Source organism: Sediminibacillus sp. JSM 1682029 (assembly GCF_041366435.1).
Lineage (GTDB): Bacteria > Bacillota > Bacilli > Bacillales > Amphibacillaceae > Sediminibacillus > Sediminibacillus terrae.
The window spans coordinates 196398-219515 of record NZ_JBEWYY010000006.1 but is presented as its reverse complement, the minus strand read 5'-3'; the positions used below and the strand labels follow the sequence as shown (position 1 = coordinate 219515).

Annotated in this window: 18 protein-coding genes; 11 read left to right on the top strand and 7 right to left on the bottom strand. The window is 46.0% G+C overall.

All coding sequences use genetic code 11. The annotated features are described in order from the left end of the window. Nucleotides 1–142 precede the first annotated feature (142 nt). The 4 genes from prpB to ABVF09_RS12250 form a co-directional block, all read right to left on the bottom strand. Nucleotides 143–1063, bottom strand: a complete 921-nt coding sequence (gene prpB / locus ABVF09_RS12265; protein WP_026569187.1) for a methylisocitrate lyase — start codon at nt 1061–1063, stop codon at nt 143–145. Nucleotides 1064–1080: 17 nt separating this feature from the next. Continuing rightward, entirely contained in the window at nt 1081–2523 is a 1443-nt protein-coding gene (locus ABVF09_RS12260; RefSeq protein ID WP_371069306.1) for a bifunctional 2-methylcitrate dehydratase/aconitate hydratase, read from the bottom strand. A 70-nt stretch (nt 2524–2593) separates the two neighbouring features. Continuing rightward, the gene (gene mmgD, locus ABVF09_RS12255; RefSeq protein ID WP_026569189.1) at nt 2594–3709 is read right to left on the bottom strand and encodes a citrate synthase; all 1116 of its coding nucleotides are present in this window, start codon (nt 3707–3709) and stop codon (nt 2594–2596) included. 553 nt (nt 3710–4262) lie between these two features. Then, a complete protein-coding gene (locus ABVF09_RS12250; RefSeq protein ID WP_026569190.1) occupies nt 4263–5150 on the bottom strand; it encodes an SDR family oxidoreductase in 888 nt (295 codons plus the stop codon). A 562-nt stretch (nt 5151–5712) separates the two neighbouring features. Here ABVF09_RS12250 and ABVF09_RS12245 point away from each other — a divergent pair. The 3 genes from ABVF09_RS12245 to ABVF09_RS12235 all read left to right on the top strand — a co-directional run bounded on the left by ABVF09_RS12245 (nt 5713) and on the right by ABVF09_RS12235 (nt 10912). Continuing rightward, on the top strand, nt 5713–6936 hold the full coding sequence (locus tag ABVF09_RS12245; RefSeq protein WP_237648679.1) for a sugar ABC transporter substrate-binding protein: 1224 nt from the start codon (nt 5713–5715) through the stop codon (nt 6934–6936). Nucleotides 6937–7014: 78 nt separating this feature from the next. Then, nucleotides 7015–9375, top strand: coding sequence for a beta-galactosidase (locus ABVF09_RS12240; RefSeq protein ID WP_371069305.1), 2361 nt, complete (start codon nt 7015–7017; stop codon nt 9373–9375). Between the two features lie 91 nt (nt 9376–9466). Further along, nucleotides 9467–10912, top strand: a complete 1446-nt coding sequence (locus ABVF09_RS12235) for a sulfatase family protein (RefSeq protein WP_371069304.1) — start codon at nt 9467–9469, stop codon at nt 10910–10912. Nucleotides 10913–11685: 773 nt separating this feature from the next. Here the strand turns inward: ABVF09_RS12235 and fabF are convergent. Beyond that, nucleotides 11686–12921 carry a beta-ketoacyl-ACP synthase II gene (gene fabF, locus ABVF09_RS12230; RefSeq protein WP_026770843.1) on the bottom strand — a complete coding sequence of 412 codons (1236 nt, stop codon included), beginning with the start codon at nt 12919–12921 and terminating at the stop codon, nt 11686–11688. After that, on the bottom strand, nt 12918–13499 hold the full coding sequence (locus ABVF09_RS12225; protein WP_026569194.1) for a TetR/AcrR family transcriptional regulator: 582 nt from the start codon (nt 13497–13499) through the stop codon (nt 12918–12920). Before ABVF09_RS12225 ends, fabF begins: the two co-directional genes overlap by 4 nt. A 238-nt stretch (nt 13500–13737) precedes the next feature. Here ABVF09_RS12225 and ABVF09_RS12220 point away from each other — a divergent pair, with 238 nt between their 5' ends. From ABVF09_RS12220 to ABVF09_RS12210, 3 genes are all read left to right on the top strand, one after another. Then, on the top strand, nt 13738–14433 hold the full coding sequence (locus ABVF09_RS12220) for a response regulator transcription factor (protein ID WP_026770842.1): 696 nt from the start codon (nt 13738–13740) through the stop codon (nt 14431–14433). Next, nucleotides 14426–15541, top strand: a complete 1116-nt coding sequence (locus tag ABVF09_RS12215) for a sensor histidine kinase (protein ID WP_371069303.1) — start codon at nt 14426–14428, stop codon at nt 15539–15541. Before ABVF09_RS12220 ends, ABVF09_RS12215 begins: the two co-directional genes overlap by 8 nt. A 93-nt stretch (nt 15542–15634) precedes the next feature. Continuing rightward, nucleotides 15635–16492 carry a M15 family metallopeptidase gene (locus tag ABVF09_RS12210; RefSeq protein ID WP_371069302.1) on the top strand — a complete coding sequence of 286 codons (858 nt, stop codon included), beginning with the start codon at nt 15635–15637 and terminating at the stop codon, nt 16490–16492. Nucleotides 16493–16661: 169 nt separating this feature from the next. Here ABVF09_RS12210 and ABVF09_RS12205 read toward each other — a convergent pair whose 3' ends face one another. After that, nucleotides 16662–16823, bottom strand: a complete 162-nt coding sequence (locus ABVF09_RS12205) for a hypothetical protein (RefSeq protein ID WP_371069301.1) — start codon at nt 16821–16823, stop codon at nt 16662–16664. 170 nt (nt 16824–16993) lie between these two features. On the opposite strand from ABVF09_RS12205, the gene ABVF09_RS12200 reads away from it, so the two are divergent. From ABVF09_RS12200 to ABVF09_RS12180, 5 genes are all read left to right on the top strand, one after another. After that, nucleotides 16994–18652, top strand: coding sequence for a peptide ABC transporter substrate-binding protein (locus ABVF09_RS12200; protein ID WP_026569198.1), 1659 nt, complete (start codon nt 16994–16996; stop codon nt 18650–18652). A gap of 253 nt (nt 18653–18905) precedes the next feature. After that, nucleotides 18906–20984, top strand: a complete 2079-nt coding sequence (locus ABVF09_RS12195) for a BglG family transcription antiterminator (protein ID WP_371069300.1) — start codon at nt 18906–18908, stop codon at nt 20982–20984. Then, nucleotides 20981–21487, top strand: a complete 507-nt coding sequence (locus ABVF09_RS12190) for a PTS sugar transporter subunit IIA (RefSeq protein WP_026569199.1) — start codon at nt 20981–20983, stop codon at nt 21485–21487. Before ABVF09_RS12195 ends, ABVF09_RS12190 begins: the two co-directional genes overlap by 4 nt. Then, complete coding sequence (locus ABVF09_RS12185) at nt 21466–21750, top strand: PTS sugar transporter subunit IIB (protein WP_371069299.1); 285 nt, start codon at nt 21466–21468, stop codon at nt 21748–21750. The genes ABVF09_RS12190 and ABVF09_RS12185 overlap by 22 nt, the downstream gene beginning before the upstream one ends. 90 nt (nt 21751–21840) lie before the next feature. Then, nucleotides 21841–23106 (top strand): galactitol-specific PTS transporter subunit IIC, encoded by a 1266-nt coding sequence (locus ABVF09_RS12180; RefSeq protein ID WP_026569201.1) that lies wholly within the window; start codon nt 21841–21843, stop codon nt 23104–23106. Nucleotides 23107–23118: the final 12 nt, after the last annotated feature.

The following is a 23118-nucleotide window of genomic DNA, read 5'->3' as shown; positions in this document are numbered from 1 at the left end:
GTAAAATGCCCATAAAGTTGCTTTTTATGTGAACAATATAGTGAAAGAAGATGAGTATGGCTAACTGGGCTGCTTATATACAAACACCCGATGGTCGGATAATTGCTTGGAGCGCTTTGGTCTTAGTGACCATTTTCCTCGATTACTTATTTTCCTTCCCTATCTCCGGGAGTACGGTCTTTGCCACTTTTTCATCCAATGCTTCATAATCGTAATACTTGATGGTTTCATATAGCTCTTGGCGGGACTGCATGTCTCCGAGTTTTTCCTTTTGCGTGTCGTGTTCCATGATTTCCATGAACACCCGCTCGTAAGCTTTGGCTGCAACGCGTAAGGACGTAACGGGATAAATGACCATACTCATTCCGAATGAAAGGAAATCCTCCCCTGTAAAATAAGGGGTTTTTCCGAATTCAGTCATGTTGGCGAGCAGTGGTGTTTTGATTGCTGACGATGCCAGCCGAAAGTCTTCTTCACTTGTCAATGCTTCAGGAAAGATGGCATCGGCTCCAGCGTCGACATACATATTGGCACGCTCGATGGCTTTTTCCATTCCTTCCACCGACTTTGCATCTGTCCGGGCTACGATGACAAGTGTGGGCGCGACTTCTCTGATGGTCCGGATTTTTTGCATCATTTCTTCTGGTTCGATCAATTTTTTGCCATTCAAATGCCCGCATTTTTTCGGCAGCAGCTGATCCTCTATTTGCACGGCTGCAACTCCGGCTTCGACCATTTCCCTTGCGGCCCGGGCTACGTTGATGACTCCTCCGTAGCCTGTATCGATGTCGACGAGCAGGGGAAGATCGGAAGCCCGGATAAGTTCCCGGGCTTTTTCAGCCATTTCATTTGAATAAATGAGACCAAGATCAGGAAGCGCCCGACTGGCCGTATAGGCAGCACCGGACAGATAAATGGCCTGGAATCCGACATCCCGGGCGATTTTGGCGGAAATCCCGTCGTGAGCGCCGGGGATTTTCAGCAATTCCGGTCGGTTGATCAATTTTCTAAAGGTCTCTGCTCTTTCTGACTGTGTTGATTTTGGTTCGACAATCCATGACATCTATGCTTCCTCCTTCATTATATGCGGAATAGCTCCATGAACTGATTGACAGGTGTATCTGTCAATTCTTCATAGTTCTCGCACAATTCAAGTATCCGGTTGGCCTGGCGAAGCGGGAACCGGGTCTTCACATTGTGCTGGAACTTTTCCAAAAGTAACGGAATGCCTTCGTTGCGGCGGCGTCTGTGTCCTATCGGATATTCTACAGCTATTTGTTCGGTATGTGTCCCATCACGGAAGAACACTTGGACAGCATTGGCGATCGAGCGCTTATCCGGATCTAGATAGTCTTTGCTGTATTGTTCATTTTCGGTTATCACCATTTTGTTTCTCAAGCGGTCGATTTCCGGGTTGGCGGCTACCTCGTCTTCATAGTGGTCCGCATTCAATGATCCATATAGAAGGCCGATGGCTGTAATGTATTGGATACAATGATCTCGGTCTGCCGGATTGTAAAGCGGTCCCTTTTTATCGATAATGCGGATGGCTGATTCATGCGTTGTAATGGTTACTCGCTCGATCTCTTCGATTCTTCCGTCGATTTGTTCATGCAGTTTGATTGCTGCTTCCGCTGCAGTTTGAGCATGAAATTCAGCAGGGAAAGATATCTTAAACAAAATGTTATCTATTACATAGGAGCCAAAAGGACGTGCCAACGTCAGTTCTTTCCCGCTAAAGAGTACGTCCTGGAATCCCCAACCCGGCGCCGAAAGGGCAGTCTTATAGCCCATTTCTCCATTCATGGTCATTAAGGCCAGTCTTACCCCGCGGCTTGTCGCATCTCCGGCCGCCCACGATTTCCTTGATCCTGTGTTGGGTGCATGACGATAGGTTCGAAGGCTGGAATTATCGACCCATGCTTGTGAAACCGCATTGATGACATCTTCTTTGCTGCCTCCAAGCATGGCGGTCACTACGGCTGTCGTGGCCACCTTGACGTAAAGCACATGGTCAAGCCCCTCGCGATTGAGGCTGTTTTCCAGAGCCAAAATCCCTTGAATTTCGTGAGCTTTTACGATATTTTCCAGGACAGTGCTCATCTGCAGCGGCTGGTTTCCTTCCGAACATCTTTTACGGCTGATATAATCAGAAATTGCCAGGATTCCTCCTAAGTTGTCAGAAGGATGCCCCCATTCTGCAGCAAGCCAGGTGTCATTGTAGTCGAGCCAGCGAATCATGCATCCGATATTGAAGGCTGCGTGGACAGGGTCCAGTTCATAAGATGTACCGGGAACACGGGAGCCGTTCGGGACGACGGTGCCAGGTACGATAGGCCCTAAATGCTTGGCGCACTCTGGATAGCGTAAAGCCAAGAATCCACAGCCAAGCGTATCCATCAATACATATTGTGCTGTTTTCAACGCTTCTTCGCTATCGATTTTTCCATAAACGGCATAATCTGCAATACGTTCTAATACTTGGTCGGCAGTTTTTGCCGTTTTTACATTCATTTCTGTCATTGTCAACGCCACCTTTTCATTATGTAGTAGTTTTAAAAAAGCCAGCCGGGTTACCCCGGCAGATTGAGTTTTAAGGGTGGAGCCCGCGTGGTCCAGTATAGAGAACTCTTGGTCTGAACAACTTATTGTTGGCATACTGCTCAGATACATGGGCACATAATCCCAGCGTCCTGGCAGCAAAGAAAATAGGGGTATACAAGTCGATCGGGATACCCAATAAGTAATAAACAGGCGCTGCATAGTAGTCCAGATTCGGATAAAGTCCTTTTTCTTCTTTCATCAATTGTTCCCCGGCTTCACACATTTCCATGAGGTCATTCCGGTTATTCACCGCTGCCAGTTCGCGTAATGCTTCTTTCATCAGCAAAGCTCTCGGATCCATCTTTTTCATATAAACACGATGTCCGAAGCCCATCACTTTTTCTTTCATTTTAAGTTTTTCATAGAGGAGATGGCGGAAACCATCGGTTGTTTTTCCTTCCAACAACATATACATAACTGCTTCATTCGCTCCCCCGTGCAGGTTTCCTTTCAACGAAGCGACTGCTCCGGTCAACGCCCCGTATATATCTGAGTTCGTCGACGCTATGACGCGTGCAGTAAAAGTTGAATTCGGCATTTCGTGTTCACTGTAAACCATCAAAGACTGATCGAAATATGCAGCTTCTGTTGCTGTAGGCTTTTTACCTGTAATCATATGCAAGAAATTCTCACTGTACGACAGTTCCTGACGCGGCGGTATCACTTTCTCGTCATGAAGAAGGTGATAGCTGTTCGCCACAATGTTGGGGATCTTTGCCAATAAACTGAGCGCAATTTGTCTGATTTGTTCTTCGCTCCGTCCGTTCAGATCCTGTTCATATCCAGCGAGTGCGGAAATCCCTGTCCGTAATGCATCCATCGGGTGTGTTTGCTTAGGCAGTTTGTGGAAAAGAGAGAAGAAATCATCTGGGAGGTCATATTCTTTTTTTAATTGTTGTTCAAGAGTGGAGCGTTCTTGTTGATCAGGCAATTCTCCCTGAAGTAACAGCTGAACGAGATCTAAATATTCCCTGTTTTGGGCGAGCTCGATCAAATCATATCCTCTAAGGACAATTTCTTCCGCTTCCACATCCAAGTAAGAAAGCTTCGTTTCGGATGCAATCACCCCGTCCAAACCGGGTTTATAACTCGTTTTTTCTTGCATAAGACCCCTCCTAGCAGTTTTTAGTAAACGCTTTCAAAAAAGCGATAAAACAAACACGGCTGGTGACAATCTTCCAAGCTTTGTGAAATTCCACTCTATGCGCATTTTCACTTCTTCAATATAACAAATTTTTAGAATGTAAACAATTTTTGTAAGAGAGGGGGACGGGTTATTTTCACTATGGAAAAAGGAGAAGTCAGCATTCTTTTTTTATCCATGGGGGGTGAAGCTATCCACGATATTGGGTGGACCCCATACAAACGTCAAGTTGGGAGCCCGCAATACATGAGCGTACTAACGTGTCTTGGAAAAAACAAGTCCGGTCAAAACGGTTTTTTGGTTGCAAAAAGTAAACCGTTCTAAATTTCCCTTTTATAAAGAGGAACGCTCCACTCCGGCATCAACTAACAGGATAATAAGAAGTCTATCTAAATAGTAAAAACCGAACGAATTTGATTGATCGTTCAAACTCGCTCGGTTTTGGCTTTGGTGGCCATGCTTTTGTCCCGGACAAGAACTTCTAAGTGAGACATGTTTTCTTACGGACCGAAACTTAGTTTGCGTTCAATCCTCCGGTTGCGCTATAAACATGACCGGTTACATAACTAGCTTGTTCCGATGCCAGGAATACATAAATCCCGCTCAGCTCGACCGGCTGACCTGCTCGTTGCAATGGCGTTTCCGGTGTTTCTTTTCCGAAGGTCGGAATGTTTTCCTGCGGCTGGCCGCCGGAAATTTGCAGGGCAGACCAGAACGGTCCTGGTGCTACGGAATTCACGCGTATGCCCTTGGAGGATAGTTGTTTCGCCATGGACTTGGTGAAGCCTACAATCGCACTTTTCGTTGCCGCATAGTCCGGTAAAAGCGGGGATGGATTATAAGCCTCTACGGAGGAAGTGGTAATGATCGAACTTCCTTCAGGCATATGAGGCAGCGCTTCTTGGACCATCCAGTACATGGAAAATACATTGGTTTCGAACGTGGAAACAAGTTGTTCGGTTGTAAGGTCGGCGATATCTTTCACTGCCTGTTGTTTACCGGCTACAAGGACCAATGTATCAAGGCCGTCCAATTCTTTAACAGCATCCTGTACGAGAGACCGGCTAAATTCCTCACTACGCAAGTCTCCCGGCAGTAGGACTGCTTTTTGTCCTTCTTGCTCGATTAATGCTTTCACTTCCTGCGCATCTGGTTCCTCGACGGGAAGATAATTGATTGCAATGTCTGCGCCTTCCCGAGCATAGGCGATTGCAGCAGCACGGCCGATGCCGGAGTCCCCACCTGTAATCAATGCTTTTCTTCCTTTCAACTGGCCGGAGCCTTGGTAACTATTTTCCCCACAGTCGGGAACAGGGTCCATTTCTTTTTGAATACCTGGCGGATTTTGATATTGTTTCGGGAAATCTTTATGATAATACTTTTCTAATGGATTCTTAGGCATGAATAAAACCATCCTTTCTTTAAATCTTGTAAGGACATGTATTTGTGTACCTCGTAAGAAGCAAGAATAAACCTAACTCGATCAAGCAAAAGGAACATACAGGGAGGATGGGGAGGGATAAAAGAATGGAATAAAAAAAGTTGAAAGCGCATTCATTTTTTGGTAGTGTATAATTATCGAAACGTTTCAATTATTGTGAAAAGAGATGAAGAGGAAAGTTGGAATGGAGGGAGGGAATGGTGTTTTTTTCAACTTAGAGGATGCATAAGTGGCAAACGAAAGCAAATGAAGGAAAGGTGATAGGTGAAAATTGGAAATGGTAGAAGATCGCGCCAGATGAGACTAATTTTCTGGCTGTTAACTTGATGTAACAGGAATGTCTGAGTGGGAAACGAAAGAAGAGGTTCAGCAGGAAGCAATCCGGCAAAAGATATGTTACTGGAAGACAGTACAACGTCAAGAAGTGCATTGACAGCTATTGTACGGATGGTTTCATGATGGTTTTGATTGAAACGTTTCAATGAATGGCGTGGTTTTATAAATATCAAAGGAGCGTGGAAAGTTGAAAAAGGGAATCAAAGTCTTTCTGTTTGCAATAGTCCTGGTTGGCACTGCTTTTGTGTTGGGGGCATGTTCCGATGCATCCTCTGGTTCTAACGATGCGCTTCAAGTATGGACGATGTCTGATGAGTTGGAAGGGTTTGTAGAAGATTATGAAGCAGAACATGATGTCGAAATAGAAGTGCAAACAATACCTTGGGAAAACGCGCATGACAAATTATTGACGGCAGTCGCTTCCGGAAAAGGTCCCGATGTGCTGCAGATCGGCAACACGTGGGTTGCGGAATTTGCGGAAGCAGGAGCATTTTATGATATGTCGGATGATATTGGCGACTATGAAAATTTAGATTTGAATAATTTTTTTGATGGGGCGAGAGGGACAGCGGAGTATGAAGGTCAAGTAATCGGGATTCCATGGTATGTGGATACGCGTGCTCTTTTTTATAGAACGGATATTTTAGAAGAAGCGGGTTATCCAGATGGGCCGAAAACATGGGACGAGATGATCGATGTTTCTGAAAAACTTGCGGACAGAGGGGACGGTCAATATGCGATCGATTTACCACGGACTGACCCGCAGTTTCCGTTTATGTTGGGATGGCAGCAAGGTTGGACATATGAAGTAGGCGAAGGATCAGCAAATTTCGATGACCCTGCTTTTAAAGATGCGGTTGATATTTATACCAAATTCTATGAGGAAGGCTATTCCCAGTTGGAAGAAGGCAAGGAGATTGTTCAGGCATTCAGCGATGGATCTAAACCGATGTTCTTCAGCGGTCCGTGGGATATCAAGACATTAAAGGATAACGGCGAAGATATTGAAGGGAAATGGAATGTCGCGCTAATGCCAGAAGGAGAGACAAATAAATCGATGATGGGTGGAGCGCATTTGTCGATATTCCATAATTCGGAGAAGGTGGACGAAGCGCTTGATTTCATTAACTGGATGGCTGATACAGATACGCAATTGGCCTGGTATGAAACAATGAGCGAGCTGCCGGCCAATCAAGCGGCATGGGAAGATCCGATTTTAGCCGATGACCCGATGGTGAGTACCTTTGGAGAACAATTGCAGTCAACGGAACCACTGCCATTGATTCCAGAATACGAAAGAATGGGCAACGAGCTGTTAGACACACTGGAACAGATTTATCGAGGAGATGCGGATACTGACGAAGCACTCGCAAACTATCGGAAAGAAGTAGACGATATTTTGGCCGATTAGGTTTTTAGTAGAGAGGGTAATGTGCACCTCTCTCCTTTTCTTATAACACTTCGATAACCGAATAAGAGGAGAATGGAAATGATAGAAGTCAAGGACGAAAAAATGATCATTGACGGGAAAGAGGTACTGCTCTTTGGAGGAGAACTGCATTATTTTCGAGTGCCGAAGGGGGAATGGAGAAACCGCATCAGGCAAGCAAAGGAAGCAGGGCTGAACATGATCAGTACGTATATTCCCTGGGGAATTCATGAATATGAAGAAGGCAAAATCGACTTATCGGGTACTTCGAGAGAGGAACTCGATCTCCTTTCCTTTCTGGAAATCATCAAGGAGGAAGGGATGTATTGTTTGGTCCGTCCGGGTCCGTATGTAATGGCCGAGGTGATCGATCATGGAATTCCGACCTGGTTTATCGACCATTACCCAGACGCCATGGCAAAAACGGAGGAAGGAAATGTCCATCCGACCAGAGTGGTAAGCTACATGCACCCGACTTATTTAGAGAAAGTGGAAAATTGGTACAGGCATGTTTGTCCGATCATCGAAAGATTTCAGTGGCGTCGTGGCGGACCGATTATCATGTTTCAATTAGACAATGAAGTCGGGATGTTTCATTGGGTCACAAACCAGGGAGATTTTAACTCTGTCACATTGGATTTCTTCACGAACTATTTAGAAAACAAGTATTCCTTAAACGAGTTTAATGACACATTCGGTGTAGAGGAAAATAGTATTGCCCGTTTCGTGGAAACAAAGCTGTGCCAACCGCAAGCGGCCTACGGCATGCCGTTGAAAAACGAGTTCAGTTTATTTATGCGACAACATTACCGGCAGTACATCGAACATTTGAAACAGCTGGCAGATAGCGAGGGCATTCAGGTGCCTTATGTGATAAACATCCATGGGTTTGACACCGTGGACCACTTGAAACGGGGAACAAAATACCCGATTGGATTATCGCAGTTAGTAGAGGTTGCCAAAATAGATGGAGTGATGGCTGCTGGCGATTATTATATCGGTAATATCGACTATGATAATTTCGTGGACATTGTCCTGGCGAATGCTTTCACCAAATCCATTCAATGGAAAGAGCAGCCTCTGTTCTCGGCTGAATTCCAAGGGGGCAGCATTCCCGATCGGCCGAGGCTGCAGCCAAGCACGTTCGACTTAACGACTCGTCTTTGCATTGCCAACGGGATGAATGCGGCAAACTATTATATGTTTGTCGGCGGCGAAAACTTTGGGGGGATCGGGATACTGGGCAGGCGTCATGAATGGCAGGCCCCTTTAACAATGATGGGGGAAAAACGGGCACACTTCCAAGTGATCCAGCATCTGGGGAATATGCTGCAGGTTTATCAGCAGCCATTGACAAGTTCGAAGCCGGAAATCGATACTCACTTTGCTTTCTACCCGGATTACTTCATGACCGAATTCAGCAATCAGTTCACGGCTGAACTGGATGAATCGCTCCAAAAGGAAAGAGAAGCCAATCTCTTTAACGGGCTGGCGAAAGGCTTGCGCGTGAACAATATCGTCTATGATGGCTGCAACTTATTGAAGGACGGCGATATAAATCCGGCAGAAGTACCGTCCCTGTGGGTATTTGCCCACGACCGGATGGATGGAAAAGTCCAAAGTAAGCTGATGGATTATATCGAAACGGGCGGCGAACTCGTCTTGTTTCCGGTTATCCCGACTAAAGATATTAACGGGGAGCCATGCACCGTTTTAAAAGATTACATTCAGGTGGAGGTAAAAGGGAGTGAAGCTGGCGGGTTTGTTCAGGTAGATGATGTGGACAATGTGAAAATCGACCGCATGGAAATGTATGACATCCGGGAAGGTGCCTTCGGATGGGCTGAAAACAGGGAAAAGTCCGTGGTCGCATTTGAGAAGCGCTTAGGAAAAGGCAAATTAGTGATGTTCGGTGTCAGCATGGAATTTGACTATCAATATAAAAAAGAAATATACAGAAATCTAGCCGCGAAAATCGGTGTGAGTAGCAAGTTCCGTGTTGAGGAGGAAGTGGATGTTTCAGTGAGAGATGGCCGGAATGGAAAGTTTTTATTCTTGAACAACTTTGATGAATACGAAAAGGAAACAACGGTCGATTATCGAGACAGCCAGTTGTTCGACGGGAAAGCCATAATCGTTCCTGGGAAAGGCGGCCTCCTGCTACCGATAAATGTGCGGCTGCGCGAGGATTTAACGATTCTGTATGCCACGGCGGAAATCGTCGAGCTGACAGAGTCCTATCAAAAACTGTCGATGGTGATCAGGAGAAGACAAAGCCAAGAAGAAATCGTATTTCAGTCACCACACTGGCGCCCCGAACCGAATGGAAATATTCAGGTCGTTGAGAAAGGAAGAGGAACGTATGGTGTGAAAGTTAATGTTCTGACGGAGTATGCAACAATAGAGCTCCTCCGAAAGTAAAGGGGATACTTTGTTGTATTGTCGGGAGCAACACACCTGTCGCATTTGGAAATGATCTTTCTTGGATTTTGTTGAAAGGGAGGACAAGTCTATGAAAATACTCTATCTCGATATCGATGCCTTGCGCCCTGATCATTTAGGCTGCTATGGTTATCACCGTAATACCTCGCCGAACATCGACCGTATTGCGGAACAGGGCGTCCGTTTCACTAATCATTATGCCTCCGACGTACCGTGCGCCCCGTCACGCTCTGCTTTGTTCAGTTCACAGTTCGGAATCCATAATGGAGTCGTCAACCACGGAGGGTTGCAAGCGGATATGCGTCCTATCGGAAAAGACAGACCATTCAACTTTCATGATTCGCAGTACCAGACTTGGGTGGACACGCTGCGAAGCAAAAACATGCATACGGCGATTATCAGCCCATTTCCCGGCAGGCATGAAGCTTGGCACATATTACGCGGATTCCTGGAAACATATGATACAGGGAAGCATGCGGGAGAAACAGCGGACGATGTGACAAAAGAGGCGCTGGATTGGCTGGAGTCCCGCGGCAGGGAAAAAGAGGATTGGTTCTTATACCTCAATGTTTGGGACCCCCATACACCTTATCGGACTCCTGCATCGTATGGGAATCCATTTGAAAAGGAGCCCGCCCCTGAGTGGCTTACCGAAGAAATGATTGCCGAGCATCGGGACAGTTTCGGCCCCTACAGTGCCCGGGATCTACCACCGGTAAGACAATGGCCGGGAATACCGGAAGAAATCCGTGACCGGGATGACTTCAAGGCATGGATAGATGGGTATGACACCGCCATCCGTTACGTCGATGAGCATATTGGGAAAATCATCGATCAGTTGGAGAAGCAAGAAATCCTGGAAGAAACAATCATCATCATTTCCGCTGACCACGGGGAAAACCAAGGGGAATTGAATGTCTATGGTGACCACCAGTTAGCCGATCACATCACTTGTCGTATTCCTTTTATCATTTCCGGACCGGATATCGCAAGCGGCCTTGTGGATGAAGATTTGCATTACCAAATCGATGTGGGGCCGACACTTGCAGAACTTGCTGGCGGGAAGCGGCGTGAAAAGTGGGACGGGCAAAGTTTTTTGCCTGCCATTATTGATGGAAAATCGTCGGGGAGGCCACATTTGGTTGTCAGTCAGTGTGCTTGGAGCTGTCAGCGAGGCGTGCGTTTCGATCATTGGATGCTTATCCGAACGTATCACGACGGATTAAAAGAACTTCCCGATTTCATGTTGTTTGATATTGAAAAGGATCCGCACGAAACCAATAATCTGATAGACGAACACCCTGAGGTGGTGGCGAAAGGCCTGCGCATCCTGGATGAGTGGGTGACAGAACAGATGAAGACATCTGATTCACCCGTCGATCCGATGTGGAGTGTGATTCATGAAGGCGGCCCTTTTCATACGAGAGATGACCTGGATTTGGACCGATATTTACAAAAGTTGTACAAAGAAGGCAGAAATGAGCCAGCCGCGAGATTGGAACAGCGTTATCGATAAGAAAAATCATAAACCAAATGGTAAGATGGAAGAGCGCTGTCCAGCAAAGAACATAAAAAGAGCTTGGGACAAAAGCATAGTGACCATAACAAAAACCGAACGATTCGTTCGGTTTTTTGTTTTATCATAATCTGGCGTTTAACCTTTTCTTATGAATAGGCGTCCCACTAATCCGGCAAGATACTTCGCTTTCCGCGGGCACGGCTTCAGCTAACTTGGCAAAGAAAACCTCTTTGCCAAGTGGATCTTCAGCTCGCGTTTATCCCGCAGGAGTCTACGCACCTTGTCCCCGTTGAATGAAGATGGTTCTTTTCTGGCGTGATTTCCGTCTTGTCTATTGCTGTTATGGATAGAAAGCTAAACCGCATGGAAGCGAGGAGTATTTTCCTTCTTATACTGTTGATCTGCGTCCTCCAATTTCTGAAGAATAACGAATCTTCCCCTGCTGATTTTTCGTCTTTGTCACTATTTAGAAACTTAACGTCAATAGAAGAATACAGTTCTGTTTATTTTGTCTTGATAGGTAGAGATCAGACCACGAAAACGTAGCGGAGGCAAGATACGGAGGTCCAACGGAACAGCACGGGCTGCAAATCCCGCAAGAAAGCGGTTGGTGCCTTCGGAGGAAGTGGAAGCCGTGCCCGTGGAACGCGTATTGTCTTGCCATAGCGATGCGAAGCGCGGATCAAACAACAGGAAAAAAGAAGTTTATGAACATACAAGTAAAAAACGAACAAATTCGATTGATACTTCGAATTCGCTCGTTTTTTCCTTTACTCAGTAAACTTTTTAAATGCCAGCACGGCATTGTGTCCGCCGAAACCAAAACCATTGGAAATGGCATGGTTTATCTCTGTTTTGACAGCTCGATTTGGTACGTAATCCAAATCGCATTCCCCATCGGGTGTTTCATAATTAATGGTCGGCGGAGCGGTGTCTTCCAGGATGCTTTTCAGTGTGATGACTGCTTCAAGCCCGCCTGCTGCTCCGAACAGATGCCCGGTCATCGATTTCGTCGAGCTCACCTTCAGGTCATAAGCGTGCGAGCCGAATACACGTTTAATCGCGTTTGTTTCCGATTTGTCTCCGTCGGGCGTGCTTGTTCCGTGGGCATTGATATAATCCACAGCCGTCGGTTCGATATTCGCCATATTCAAAGCAAGCTTCATGGCGCTGGCAGCGCCCTCGAAATCAGGAGCGGTGATGTGATGGGCATCCGTAGTCGATCCATAGCCGACGATTTCTCCCAATATGGCTGCCCCTCTTGCTTTGGCATGCTCATATTCCTCCAGGAATAAAATGCCCGACCCTTCTGACATGACGAATCCATCCCGGCCGCTGTCAAAAGGACGGCTGGCTTGTTCAGGAGCATCATTGAAAGTGGACATGGCCCTCATTTTAGAAAACCCTGCAAAAGCAACCGGTGTGATAGAGGCCTCCGCCCCGCCGGCAAGGATACCGTCGGAATAACCGTGTTTGATATTCAGATACGCCTCCCCGATTGCCTGATTCCCTGTGGCGCAAGCCGAGACAGGGGAAAAGCTTGGACCCTTGAAGCCATTTTTGATGGAAAGGATGCCTGAAGCCATATTGCTGATCATCATCGGCACCATAAACGGCGAAACCCGCTTCGGCCCTTTGTCGAGAAATGATTTGTGCTGTTCCAGCGTTGTATGGATTCCTCCGATGCCGGATCCGACATAAACGCCGAGTCTTTCCTTGTTTGCTTTTTCCAAATCCAAGCCGGACTGAGTCAATGCTTGTTGAGCTGCGGCAACGGCATACTGAATGAATAGGTCATACTTACTTATTTCTTTTTTTTCGAGATATTGTGTGGCATCAAAATCGGTAACATAACCGGCGATTTGTGTGTTTATGTTTTCATAACCATCCGCTTCGATTCGTTTAATGCCGGATTTTCCTTGTTTCACCTTGTCCCAGAGAGCCTCGACAGTGTTCCCGAGCGGCGAGACAACTCCATATCCTGTTACTACTACTCTTCTTGTCATATCCCTGAATCTCCTTGATCACATTTTAAAAGTCTAGTGAATGTTGTCCATATCTTTGAAAAAACTTCCTCTCCCAGTACGCGCTGATACTGCAAGCCGCCTTTCGCACTGGCGATTAGGAGGGCTGCCAATCCTTCCGAATCCTCCATCGCTTTCAAGCCGCCATCCTGCTTGGCGTCTTCAAGCAGCTCTGTCATTATCCCGATTTCCCTTTGGCTGATCTGTCGGACTTTAACCTGCATAGTTCCGGGCAAGTCATTATAATCAGCCTGTAACGCCGAAATCGGACAAACGGCATGTGAATCAACTTGAACTGCTCTTTTGGAGAGGAAAGCAAGCGGTTTGTCGATGTTTTTCATTTTATCCTGTTTGATGGCGGAGTATGTTCGTTCAAGTGTTTCCTCTAGATGTGTACAAACGGCGACGCCCAATTCCTCTTTCTTTTCAAAATGATAATGAATGCCAGCCTTTGTGACACCGAGTTCTTTGGCCAAGTCATCATAGCTGAAAGCTGAAAAGCCTTTTTCTTTTATAAATTTCATCGTTAATAAAATGATTTGCTCTTTTTTAGTGGTCATGGCAATACACTAACTTACTAGTAAGTAAGTTGTCAAATGATCAAGATCCGGGAAAATGGAAATGTCGGTACCCCGACCCCGCGTTCAGGACAGGGATAACCTTGATAATCCCCAGGATATAATAGAGAATGAATAGCAGGACAGGAAAACTTGTCACCCTATGTTTTCCTGAAGCCGTTTGATTAAGGTGATCCAATAAGTCAAGATACTACTCGACAGTTTTTGGGGAGTGACCAATATGCAGGATATTTCTATTTTAATAGCGGAAGATGAAAAGGAAATTGCCGATTTGATTTCCATTCATCTTGAAAAAGAAGGGTATCGCGTTTTTGTGGCAGCGGATGGCCGAGAGGCGTTGGACATTGTGCAGAGCCGGTCTGTCGATCTGCTTGTGTTGGATATCATGATGCCGAAAATGGATGGTTATGAAGTGACCCGTCAGATCCGGGAGCGTTACAGCATGCCGATTATTTTTTTGAGTGCAAAGACTTCGGATTTTGACAAGGTGCAAGGGTTGGTGATCGGTGCGGATGATTATATGACAAAGCCCTTCAACCCGATTGAGTTGATCGCCCGGGTCAATGCACAGCTGCGCCGGTTCAAGAAATGGAATCACAAGCAGACAACACAGACTTCCGACCTGGAGTTCGGTGGTTTGCATATTTCTCCTGACCAGCGACGTGTATTGCTTTACGGAGATACGGTTGAATTGACGCCGAAAGAGTTTGATATTTTGTTTTTACTGGCCAGTCATCCGAATAAAGTTTTCAGCGTGGAAAATATCTTTCAGCGCGTCTGGGACGAAGCGTATTATGAAGGGGCCAATACCGTGATGGTCCATATCCGCACCCTCCGGAAAAAGCTGAAGGAAGACAAGCGGAAAAATAAATTCATCAAAACAGTTTGGGGCGTGGGGTATGCATTCAATGGGTAACCTGTTACATAGTTTTCGGGCAAAAATGGTCATGTTATTCGGTTTGAGTATGCTGCTTTCCGGGCTTGTCACGTATCTGATCTATAAGGTTTTGCAATATTATTACCATACAATGGTTGATTACCAGGATCCACTCACACGGTTGCGTGCCTTTATTCTCCAAGTGGGTGATTTTAATTTCTTTTTAATCATTTTTATACCGGTTGCCATTTTGTTTTTCTTCGTACTCACGAAGCCATATTTAACTTATTTCGATGAAATATCGAAGGGAATACACAATCTTGCCCGAGGAGATTTTCAACACACGATTGCCATCCAGACAAATGATGAATTCGGAGATATAGCAAAAGACATCAATCTGGCAGGAGAGAAACTGAAAGAAGCGATTGAAAGAGGGGATTTTTCAGAGAGCAGCAAAGACCAGCTGGTAGTGAATCTGGCGCACGATTTGCGGACACCGCTCACCTCTGTTTTGGGATATTTGGATTTGATATTGAAGGACGATGGCTTGACGGAGGAGCAAAAAAAACATTATATCACCATCTCTCATACGAAATCCCAGCGCTTGGAGAGACTGATTGATGAATTGTTCGAGCTGACAAGAATGAATTATGGCATGTTGACCGTCGAAAAAAAACAGATTAACTTAAGCAATTTACTGAATCAATTAACAGAAGAACTATACCCGGTTTTCGAACAAAATCAATTGGCTGCCAGATTGGATATTGTTCCGGATTTGCCCGTTTCGGGAGACGGCGAACTCTTGGCCCGGGTATTTGAAAACCTTCTGACCAATGCGATCCGCTATGGGCAGGATGGTCAATTCGTAGACGTGAAGGGATTTATAGACGGAGGAGATGACGTGGTAGTCCAAGTCATCAACTATGGAGACAGTATTTCGAAAGAGGAATTGCCCTACCTTTTCGATATGTTTTATAAGGGGGATAAATCCAGGGCGCACCAGGAAAACAGTACTGGTCTCGGTTTGTTCATCGCTAAGAACATCATGGAACAGCATGGCGGTACGATTGCTGCGGACAGCAATTTGATTCGTACGGTGTTCGAAGTCCGGATACCGCTGAATGGAGGAGAGACCGACCAGCAGTAAGCATCATTTAAGAAATATTTAAACTTTACCCCACTTCTTTTTTAAAAAGTTTTTCCTATTCTAATACCAGTTCGGAATGAGGAGGAAACAGAAATGAAGAAGTGGGTTTTATTATTGTTGTTACTATTAATCGGTGTTGGTTATTTTTACGGAGGTAAGGCCACTCCGTTTTTACAGGAGAAGGTGAAAGTAGAAGAAAAGGAACAGGAAGGTTTCCGGGATGTTGAGAAAATAGCAGTAGGAAAAGAGCAAATATATGAGGGAGAGTTATTGTTGGTGAATGAGCAGCATGCAGTACATGAAGAGAGTGTCAGGCAAGATATAGTAGAATTGTTTGACCATCCGGAATTGACGAAGAACTATGGACTGCTGAACAATGACATAAAACTATCGGAGGCATTGGCAGAGGATTTTTTATCGATGGTACAAGCTGCTGAACAAGACGGTGTACACGATTTTTTGATCAGCAGTGGCTATCGCGGTTTTGACGAACAAAATCGATTATATCAAGATATGGGTGGGGATTACGCCTTGCCGGCAGGAAAAAGCGAGCATAATCTCGGGCTGTCACTTGACGTGGGATCGACAGAGGGCGAAATGAGGATAGCAGAGGAAGGGAGATGGATAGAAGATAATGCTTGGAAGCATGGTTTTATCCTGCGTTATCCAAAGAATAAGACGGAGATCACGGGCATTTCCTATGAGCCGTGGCATATTCGGTATGTTGGCTTGCCGCATAGTGCGATTATACACGAAAAGAACCAGGCGTTGGAAGAATACCTCGATTATTTGAAACAACATAAAGAAATAACCGTAGAAGTGGATGGAAAAAAATATGTCGTTTGTTACTATCCGGTATCGGAAACCGAGACCATCGAGGTGCCGGCGGATGGCGATTATACTATATCCGGCGACAACATCGGCGGTGTCATTGTGACATCGGAGAAATAATAGAGCGGAAGCCGGCAGATTAACAGGTTTGGAAAAACAAAAACTTGCAGAAAACCGGAGTAAGGTTTATCTGCAAGTTGAACGGCATTGCCAAGGGAATGTCGCTGTGCGATGAACATATGTTGCCATTGCCTGTACGGCCCGGTCTGAAGCCGATATGGTTAATCCGTTAGTGGGGGTGGTTTTTCTCTGTATTCTGCAGGTTGTGTTTCCTCTCATGTTGTAACTCCATCACGTATTCCTGGTTATCCTTAATGTCTTTCAATTGTTTCAGGATAATGGCCAAACAGACTACTATAACGAATGAGAATAAAATGATTCCGAGCTCCATAAAGAAAAATGCCTCCTTTCCTCTTTCCTCTGATTAGGTTTAAGTGTACCAGGAAGCTTTTGCAGAAACATCAGCTGTGAATCTTCTGAAAAGGAACCTTCCCGGTTGAATTTCTTGTCTAACCCTCTATATAATGAAAAGCATTGCAGCAAAGAATAGGGGGAGAAAAATTGGGATACATAAGAAAATTTTTGCCGGTGGTGGCATTCGTGCTGCTGTTGGCGGCCTGCAGTAACAATGAATCCAGCGAAACAAACGATGGAGATGAAGGTGGAGAGGAAGAGAAGGTGCTCCAGTTAAGTGCACCGGGTGAAATTCCTGGACTGGATCCGACGATGGCAGACAACGACTTCAGCTTTAACATGATCAATCAAGTATTTGAAGGTTTATATCGTCTCGATAAGGAAGGGAATCCGGAACTGGCCCTTGCGGCAGAAGAGCCGGAAGTAAGCGAGGATGGAAAGGTCTACACTTTTTCCATTCGCGAAGACGCAAAATGGTCGGATGGAACTCCTGTTACCGCCGGTGATTTTGAATACGCATGGAAAAAAGCGGTCAATCCGGATACGGCGGCGGCTTACGGTCCGCAGTTTGAGGAAATCGTCGCCAATGCTTCCGAAATCCTTGTCGGCGACAAGCCGGTCGATGACCTCGGAGTCGAAGCCCTCGATGAAAAAACCTTGAAAGTGACATTGGAAAACCCGATTCCATTCTTCAAGGAACTGCTGACAACGGCCATTTTCTTCCCGCAGCCGGAAGACTTTGTAGAGGAACAAGGGGAAGCATATGCGAGGGATTCGGAACATATTCTGTTCAACGGGCCATTTGTCATCGAAGACTGGTCTGGCACCGACACTTCGTGGACCTTCGAAAAAAATGACCAATATTGGGATAAACAAGCGGTCAACGTTGATAAAATCGAAATGAATGTAGTCAAAGATACGTCGACGGCTGTGAACCTTTACAAAAAGGGCCAGCTGGATCGAATTGATTTGACCGGCGACTATGTCAATGAGTATAAAGATAGCGAAGAATACCACACCTTTTTGACCGGTGCCACTTCTTACTTGAAGATGAATCAGGGCAAGGATGGCGAAACGACAGATTTAGCCAATTTGCATATCCGCAAAGCGATCAACATGGCGGTGAATAAACAGGAAATCGTCGATACCATCCTTAATAACGGGTCGATCGTCATCCAAGGCAATGTGCCAAAGGGACTGGCAGAAAATCCGGAAACCGGAGAAGATTTCCGTGCCGAAAACGGTGCTTTGGTCGAATATGATGTGGAGCAGGCGAAGAATGAATGGCAAAAAGGATTGAAAGAGCTTGGTAAAGAGGAACTGGAATTTACCTTGACTACTTCTGACTCCGGTACGTCAAAGCAGTTTGCCGAAAACCTCAAATACCAGCTAGAATCGAATCTTTCCGGCATGACGTTGAATGTCAAAAGCGTGCCGCCGAAGGCCAGCATTTCGGCGAACGTGAACCAGGAGTATGAACTGATTTTGACCGGATGGAATGGGGACTACCAAGATCCGTTGACATACTTGAACCTGTTCATTACGGATAGTCCCGGGAATCACACAGGATATTCGAACGAAGAATACGACAAGCTAGTCCTCGGTGCCAAATCCAATTTGGCCGACAAGCCACAGGAACGTTGGGATGCCTTGTTGAAGGCGGAAAGAATGCTGATTGAAGACAGTGCGGTGCTCGTGCCGCTGTATCAGAAAGGCAGTGCTTATTTACAGCAAGATTACGTGAAGGACCTGGTTACCTACCAGGTGAGTGCTGATAATTATAAGTGGGTCGACATTGAAAAATAACGATTGAAATTGTGAAGAGGCCATTCTGTCGAGGTGGAGAAAACCCATCGACGGAATGGTCTTTTTTTGTTAGATGAGAGGGAGTTATAAATCTCATTCTAAACCAGCGCCTGTCATGACTGTAACAAGGCGGTATCTGGATAAGTAAATCACAATACTGCACAATGATTGCTCATCAATCTAAACTGAAAGCGTATACAACGGTGTTTTTTTCCGTGCTACAATGAAACCAGCAAGAGGGGGGTGATGCAGTGTGGACGATCGCAGTGATCGAATCTTAAAAGAGATACTGAATTATCCTGGAACAACCAGCAAGCAGCTGGAAAAGAAATATAACTTGTCACGTCGGCAGCTTGGCTATAGTCTCGGCAAAATCAACAGCAGGCTCAAGGAGAACAAACTCCCTGCCATCGAACGGACTCGGCAAGGGCAGTTTCTAATCGGTCAGGAAGTATACTTTTACTTCAACCGGGATTCCGAAGTAATCGAAACGTCGGCTCCGGCTTTATCGGAAAAACAGCGTGTACAGTTGATAGCTTTGATGCTTGTCAGCAGGGAAGACCTATCTCTTTTCCATTTCACGAGTGAATTTTATGTCAGCAAAAACACGATATTACAGGATTTGAAACTAGTAGAGGAGCTTGTCGGAAAATTCACCCTTTCCGTCCGCTATTCCCGGAAACAGGGTTATCTTTTGGAAGGAAATGAGTTTCAAGTCCGGCGTTTATTGACATACATCACGAACAAAACCCTGGAAATGGTCAATGGCAAAACACATTTTCTTCGTATTACCGGCATTGGAGAAAAAGACATCCAGGCACTTGCAGAAAGAGTCGGTGGGGTGGAAAAAGAGCTTGGCTTGAAATTCACCGATGAGAAACTGACCACGATGCCGTACATTCTTTCTCTGGTCATCAAAAGAATCGACAAAGGGTGCTTGATCAACTCTTTTTATATCAAATATGAAGAACTGTCGGATACCAAGCAATATCAGGCCACGGAAAAAATATTAGCCGATATCGGGCCGATTCCGATGGAAGAGCGACTGTTCATCACGCTGTTTCTCTTGTCTACCAATGTTTACTGGTCGGGTTTTTTGACAGAAGAAACGATTCCCAATCTGATCAGTGCGCTCAGAAAAATGCTGCGGATATTTGAAAAACGGGCATGCATTACCTTGCAGGATAAGGAACAGCTGCTCAACAAACTCCTTTTGCATGTCAAACCTGCTTATTATCGTATTAAATACCACCTGACGGAAATGACGGAACACCTGCATGAACAGAACAAGCAGCTCCAAGAACTGCATCATTTGATAAGACAATCTACCGGACCGCTGGAAGAGTTGATCGGAATGCCGATACCCGAAAGCGAAACAAGTTATTTAACGCTGCTGATCGGCGGATGGATGACCAGACAGGGGGAAGATATCCGCAAAAAATGGAAAGCGATCGTTGTCTGTCCGAAAGGGGTATCAGTGTCCAGGATGATGTACAGCGAGCTTCGTAATTTATTTCCGGACTTTATTTTTCTCGATACCTTGTCGATGAGGGAGTTTCAGGAATATCAATTGGACTACGATATCGTCTTTTCCTCTGTTCCGATAAACACCACGAAAAAGCTGTTCATTGCCAGCCCGATTATGGAGCTGGAAGAAAAGGAAAGGCTCAAAAAGCAAGTGATGCTCGAGCTTAGCGGGGTCATCCCCTCGGCCATCGAGGTAGATGATTTGCTCGAGGTCATTTCCGACCATGCCGACATCCGGAACGAAAAGCAGCTGGCCACTGCCCTGTATCAATACATCCACCGAGATCCCACTGCTGCAATAAAACGAAGCAGCAAGGGGCAAGATGGTCTGGCACTGGCCGATCTGTTGACTCCGGAACAAATCACACTGAAACAAGCAGCAAGCTCTTGGGAAGAAGCCGTCCGAATTGCCGGCGGTCCTTTGCTGGAAAACGGGACTGTCACGGAAGAATATGTAGAGGCGATGCTGGAGAATGAAAAAGATCCATATATTGTGCTTGCGCCAAATATGGCGATTCCCCATGCCGCACCTGATCAGGGTGTCCGGAAAGTGGGCATGAGCATGCTCCGACTGGAGGAGGGAGTCCCCTTCACAGATGATTACTCGATCCAAATCATTGTAGTAATAGCAGCTGTGGATAAGAAAAAGCATTTGAAAGCCTTGGTCCAGCTCATGGAGCTGGCCAGGTCGGAAGAAGCGCGCAGCCAGGTGATGAACGCCGATACCTCTGCCGCTGTTCATGCTGTGATTCAGCAATATGCCGACACATATAATTTACAACTAGGTAGCGAGGTGGAGACATGAATGACTTCTATTTTGAAGAAGCGAACGTACTTTTGAATCTGGAAGCAGAAAACGATAAAGACGTACTAGTGCGGATGGGGAGAAATTTGCAGAAGCTTGGCCTGGTACGGAAGAGCTTCATCGACGCGATTGTCGCCAGGGAAGAAGAATTTTCAACAGGGCTTCCGACCAGCAGCGTTTCCGTAGCGATTCCCCATACCGATATCGAGCATGTGAAACAGAAGTCGATCAGTATCGGCGTTTTAAAAAATGAAGTGGCTTTCGGCGTGATGGGCGATCCCGAAGAAACGACGCCGGTCAAGGTGGTGTTCATGCTGGCGATGGATGAAACACATTCCCAGCTTTATCTGTTGCAGCGATTGATGAGCATTTTTCAGCATAACACCATGTTGACCACCATCGCCCAGGAGCAGGACAAAGCAAAGATTGTCAGGCTTGTAAAGTCAGAATTGGAAGAGATCAATGAAGGAGGAGAAGTGACATGGCAAAAAAACAAGTATTAGTGGCGTGCGGGGCAGGAATAGCGACATCGACGATCGTAAACAATGCAATCGAGGAAATGGCGAAAGAGCATCAGCTTGATTTGGATATCAAACAAATCAAAATAGCAGAGGTGAACAGCTATGTGGAAACAGCGGATTTTCTGGTGACGACAGCGACCATTCAAAAAGACTACGACTTTCCCGTCATTACGGCTCGTTCCTTTTTGACTGGTATCGGAGTGGAAGATACCAAAAAGCAAATACTCGATGCACTGCTGAAATAATAAAAAGTGGAGGTAGGAAGAGCGTATGGGTATGGTTGGAATACTACTTGTGAATTATTTCACATTAAATGAAAATCAGGGGGGATGAAAGTGCAGGGATTTGTCGATTTTATACAAGGATTTCTGGATTTAGGAGCCACGGTCATTTTACCGGTAGCGATTTTTATATTGGGATTGGTCTTCGGGCAAAAGCCGGGGAAAGCATTCCGCTCCGGCTTGACCATCGGGGTGGCGTTTGTCGGTATTTTCCTGGTCGTCGATCTGCTCGTCAACAACTTAGGACCGGCTGCCCAGGGGATGGTGGAAAGACTTGGTGTGGAGTTGAATGTCATTGATGTCGGATGGCCGGCAACGTCGTCGATTGCCTGGGCATCTGTGGTTGCGGCCTTTATCATTCCTGTAGGCTTGGTTGTCAATGTCGTCATGCTGTTGACGAAAACGACCAAAATCATGAACGTGGATATTTGGAACTTCTGGCATTATACCTTCATGGGTGCAGTCGTATATTCCATCTCCGGTAGTATTGTCCAAGGGCTTGTCGCGGCGGTCATTTTTCAAATTATCACCCTCAAAATTGCCGATTGGACAGCGCCGATGGTAAGGGACTTTTATGATTTGCCCGGGGTGGCCATTGCAACAGGAAGTACGGTTTCCTATGCGCCGGGAATCTGGCTGGTGAAATTACTGCAGAAAATACCAGTCATCAAAGACTTGAACGCCGATCCGGATACGATTCAAAAACGTTTTGGGATTTTCGGGGAGTCGATTTTTATCGGGTTGGCTTTAGGAGCGATCATCGGCGCTTTGGCAGGATACGGAGTCGGTGACATCATTGATATCGGCATGGCGATGGCGGCTGTCATGGTCTTGATGCCTAGGATGGTCAAAATTTTAATGGAAGGCCTGATGCCAGTGTCGGAGTCGGCACGTGAATGGCTCAACAAACATTTCGGCAACCGCGAAATCAACATTGGCCTCGATGCTGCAGTATTGCTCGGTCATCCTTCAGTTATTGCAACAGCTTTGATCCTGGTGCCGATAACCGTCATCCTCGCAGTCATTTTACCGGGAAATGCCTTGCTGCCTTTCGGCGATCTGGCTACCATTCCGTTCGTGGTCGCTTTCATCGTAGGGGCCGCCCGGGGTAATATCATCCATTCCGTCATCGTAGGGACAGTGATGATCGCACTGTCGCTGTACATGGCGACAGATATTGCACCAGTGTTCACCGAGATGGGTGCCAACGCTGATCTGGAAATGGATATAGCCGAAAAGTCGACAAGGATTTCCAGTATCGACCAAGGCGGCAACTTAATCAATTGGGTTATCTGGAGAGTTTTCGAAATATTCAACTGATGAAAAGGGAGG

Excerpts from the sequence above, each read along its gene's own strand:
- ABVF09_RS12220 (WP_026770842.1), top strand. The coding sequence starts at position 13,738 with ATGCAGGATATTTCTATTTTAATAGCGGAAGATGAAAAGGAAATTGCC.
- ABVF09_RS12205 (WP_371069301.1), bottom strand. The coding sequence starts at position 16,823 with ATGGAGCTCGGAATCATTTTATTCTCATTCGTTATAGTAGTCTGTTTG.
- fabF (WP_026770843.1), bottom strand. The coding sequence starts at position 12,921 with ATGACAAGAAGAGTAGTAGTAACAGGATATGGAGTTGTCTCGCCGCTC.
- ABVF09_RS12185 (WP_371069299.1), top strand. The coding sequence starts at position 21,466 with ATGGCAAAAAAACAAGTATTAGTGGCGTGCGGGGCAGGAATAGCGACA.
- ABVF09_RS12240 (WP_371069305.1), top strand. The coding sequence starts at position 7,015 with ATGATAGAAGTCAAGGACGAAAAAATGATCATTGACGGGAAAGAGGTA.
- mmgD (WP_026569189.1), bottom strand. The coding sequence starts at position 3,709 with ATGCAAGAAAAAACGAGTTATAAACCCGGTTTGGACGGGGTGATTGCA.
- ABVF09_RS12190 (WP_026569199.1), top strand. The coding sequence starts at position 20,981 with ATGAATGACTTCTATTTTGAAGAAGCGAACGTACTTTTGAATCTGGAA.
- ABVF09_RS12210 (WP_371069302.1), top strand. The coding sequence starts at position 15,635 with ATGAAGAAGTGGGTTTTATTATTGTTGTTACTATTAATCGGTGTTGGT.
- ABVF09_RS12215 (WP_371069303.1), top strand. The coding sequence starts at position 14,426 with ATGGGTAACCTGTTACATAGTTTTCGGGCAAAAATGGTCATGTTATTC.
- ABVF09_RS12235 (WP_371069304.1), top strand. The coding sequence starts at position 9,467 with ATGAAAATACTCTATCTCGATATCGATGCCTTGCGCCCTGATCATTTA.
- prpB (WP_026569187.1), bottom strand. The coding sequence starts at position 1,063 with ATGTCATGGATTGTCGAACCAAAATCAACACAGTCAGAAAGAGCAGAG.
- ABVF09_RS12260 (WP_371069306.1), bottom strand. The coding sequence starts at position 2,523 with ATGACAGAAATGAATGTAAAAACGGCAAAAACTGCCGACCAAGTATTA.
- ABVF09_RS12225 (WP_026569194.1), bottom strand. The coding sequence starts at position 13,499 with ATGACCACTAAAAAAGAGCAAATCATTTTATTAACGATGAAATTTATA.
- ABVF09_RS12250 (WP_026569190.1), bottom strand. The coding sequence starts at position 5,150 with ATGCCTAAGAATCCATTAGAAAAGTATTATCATAAAGATTTCCCGAAA.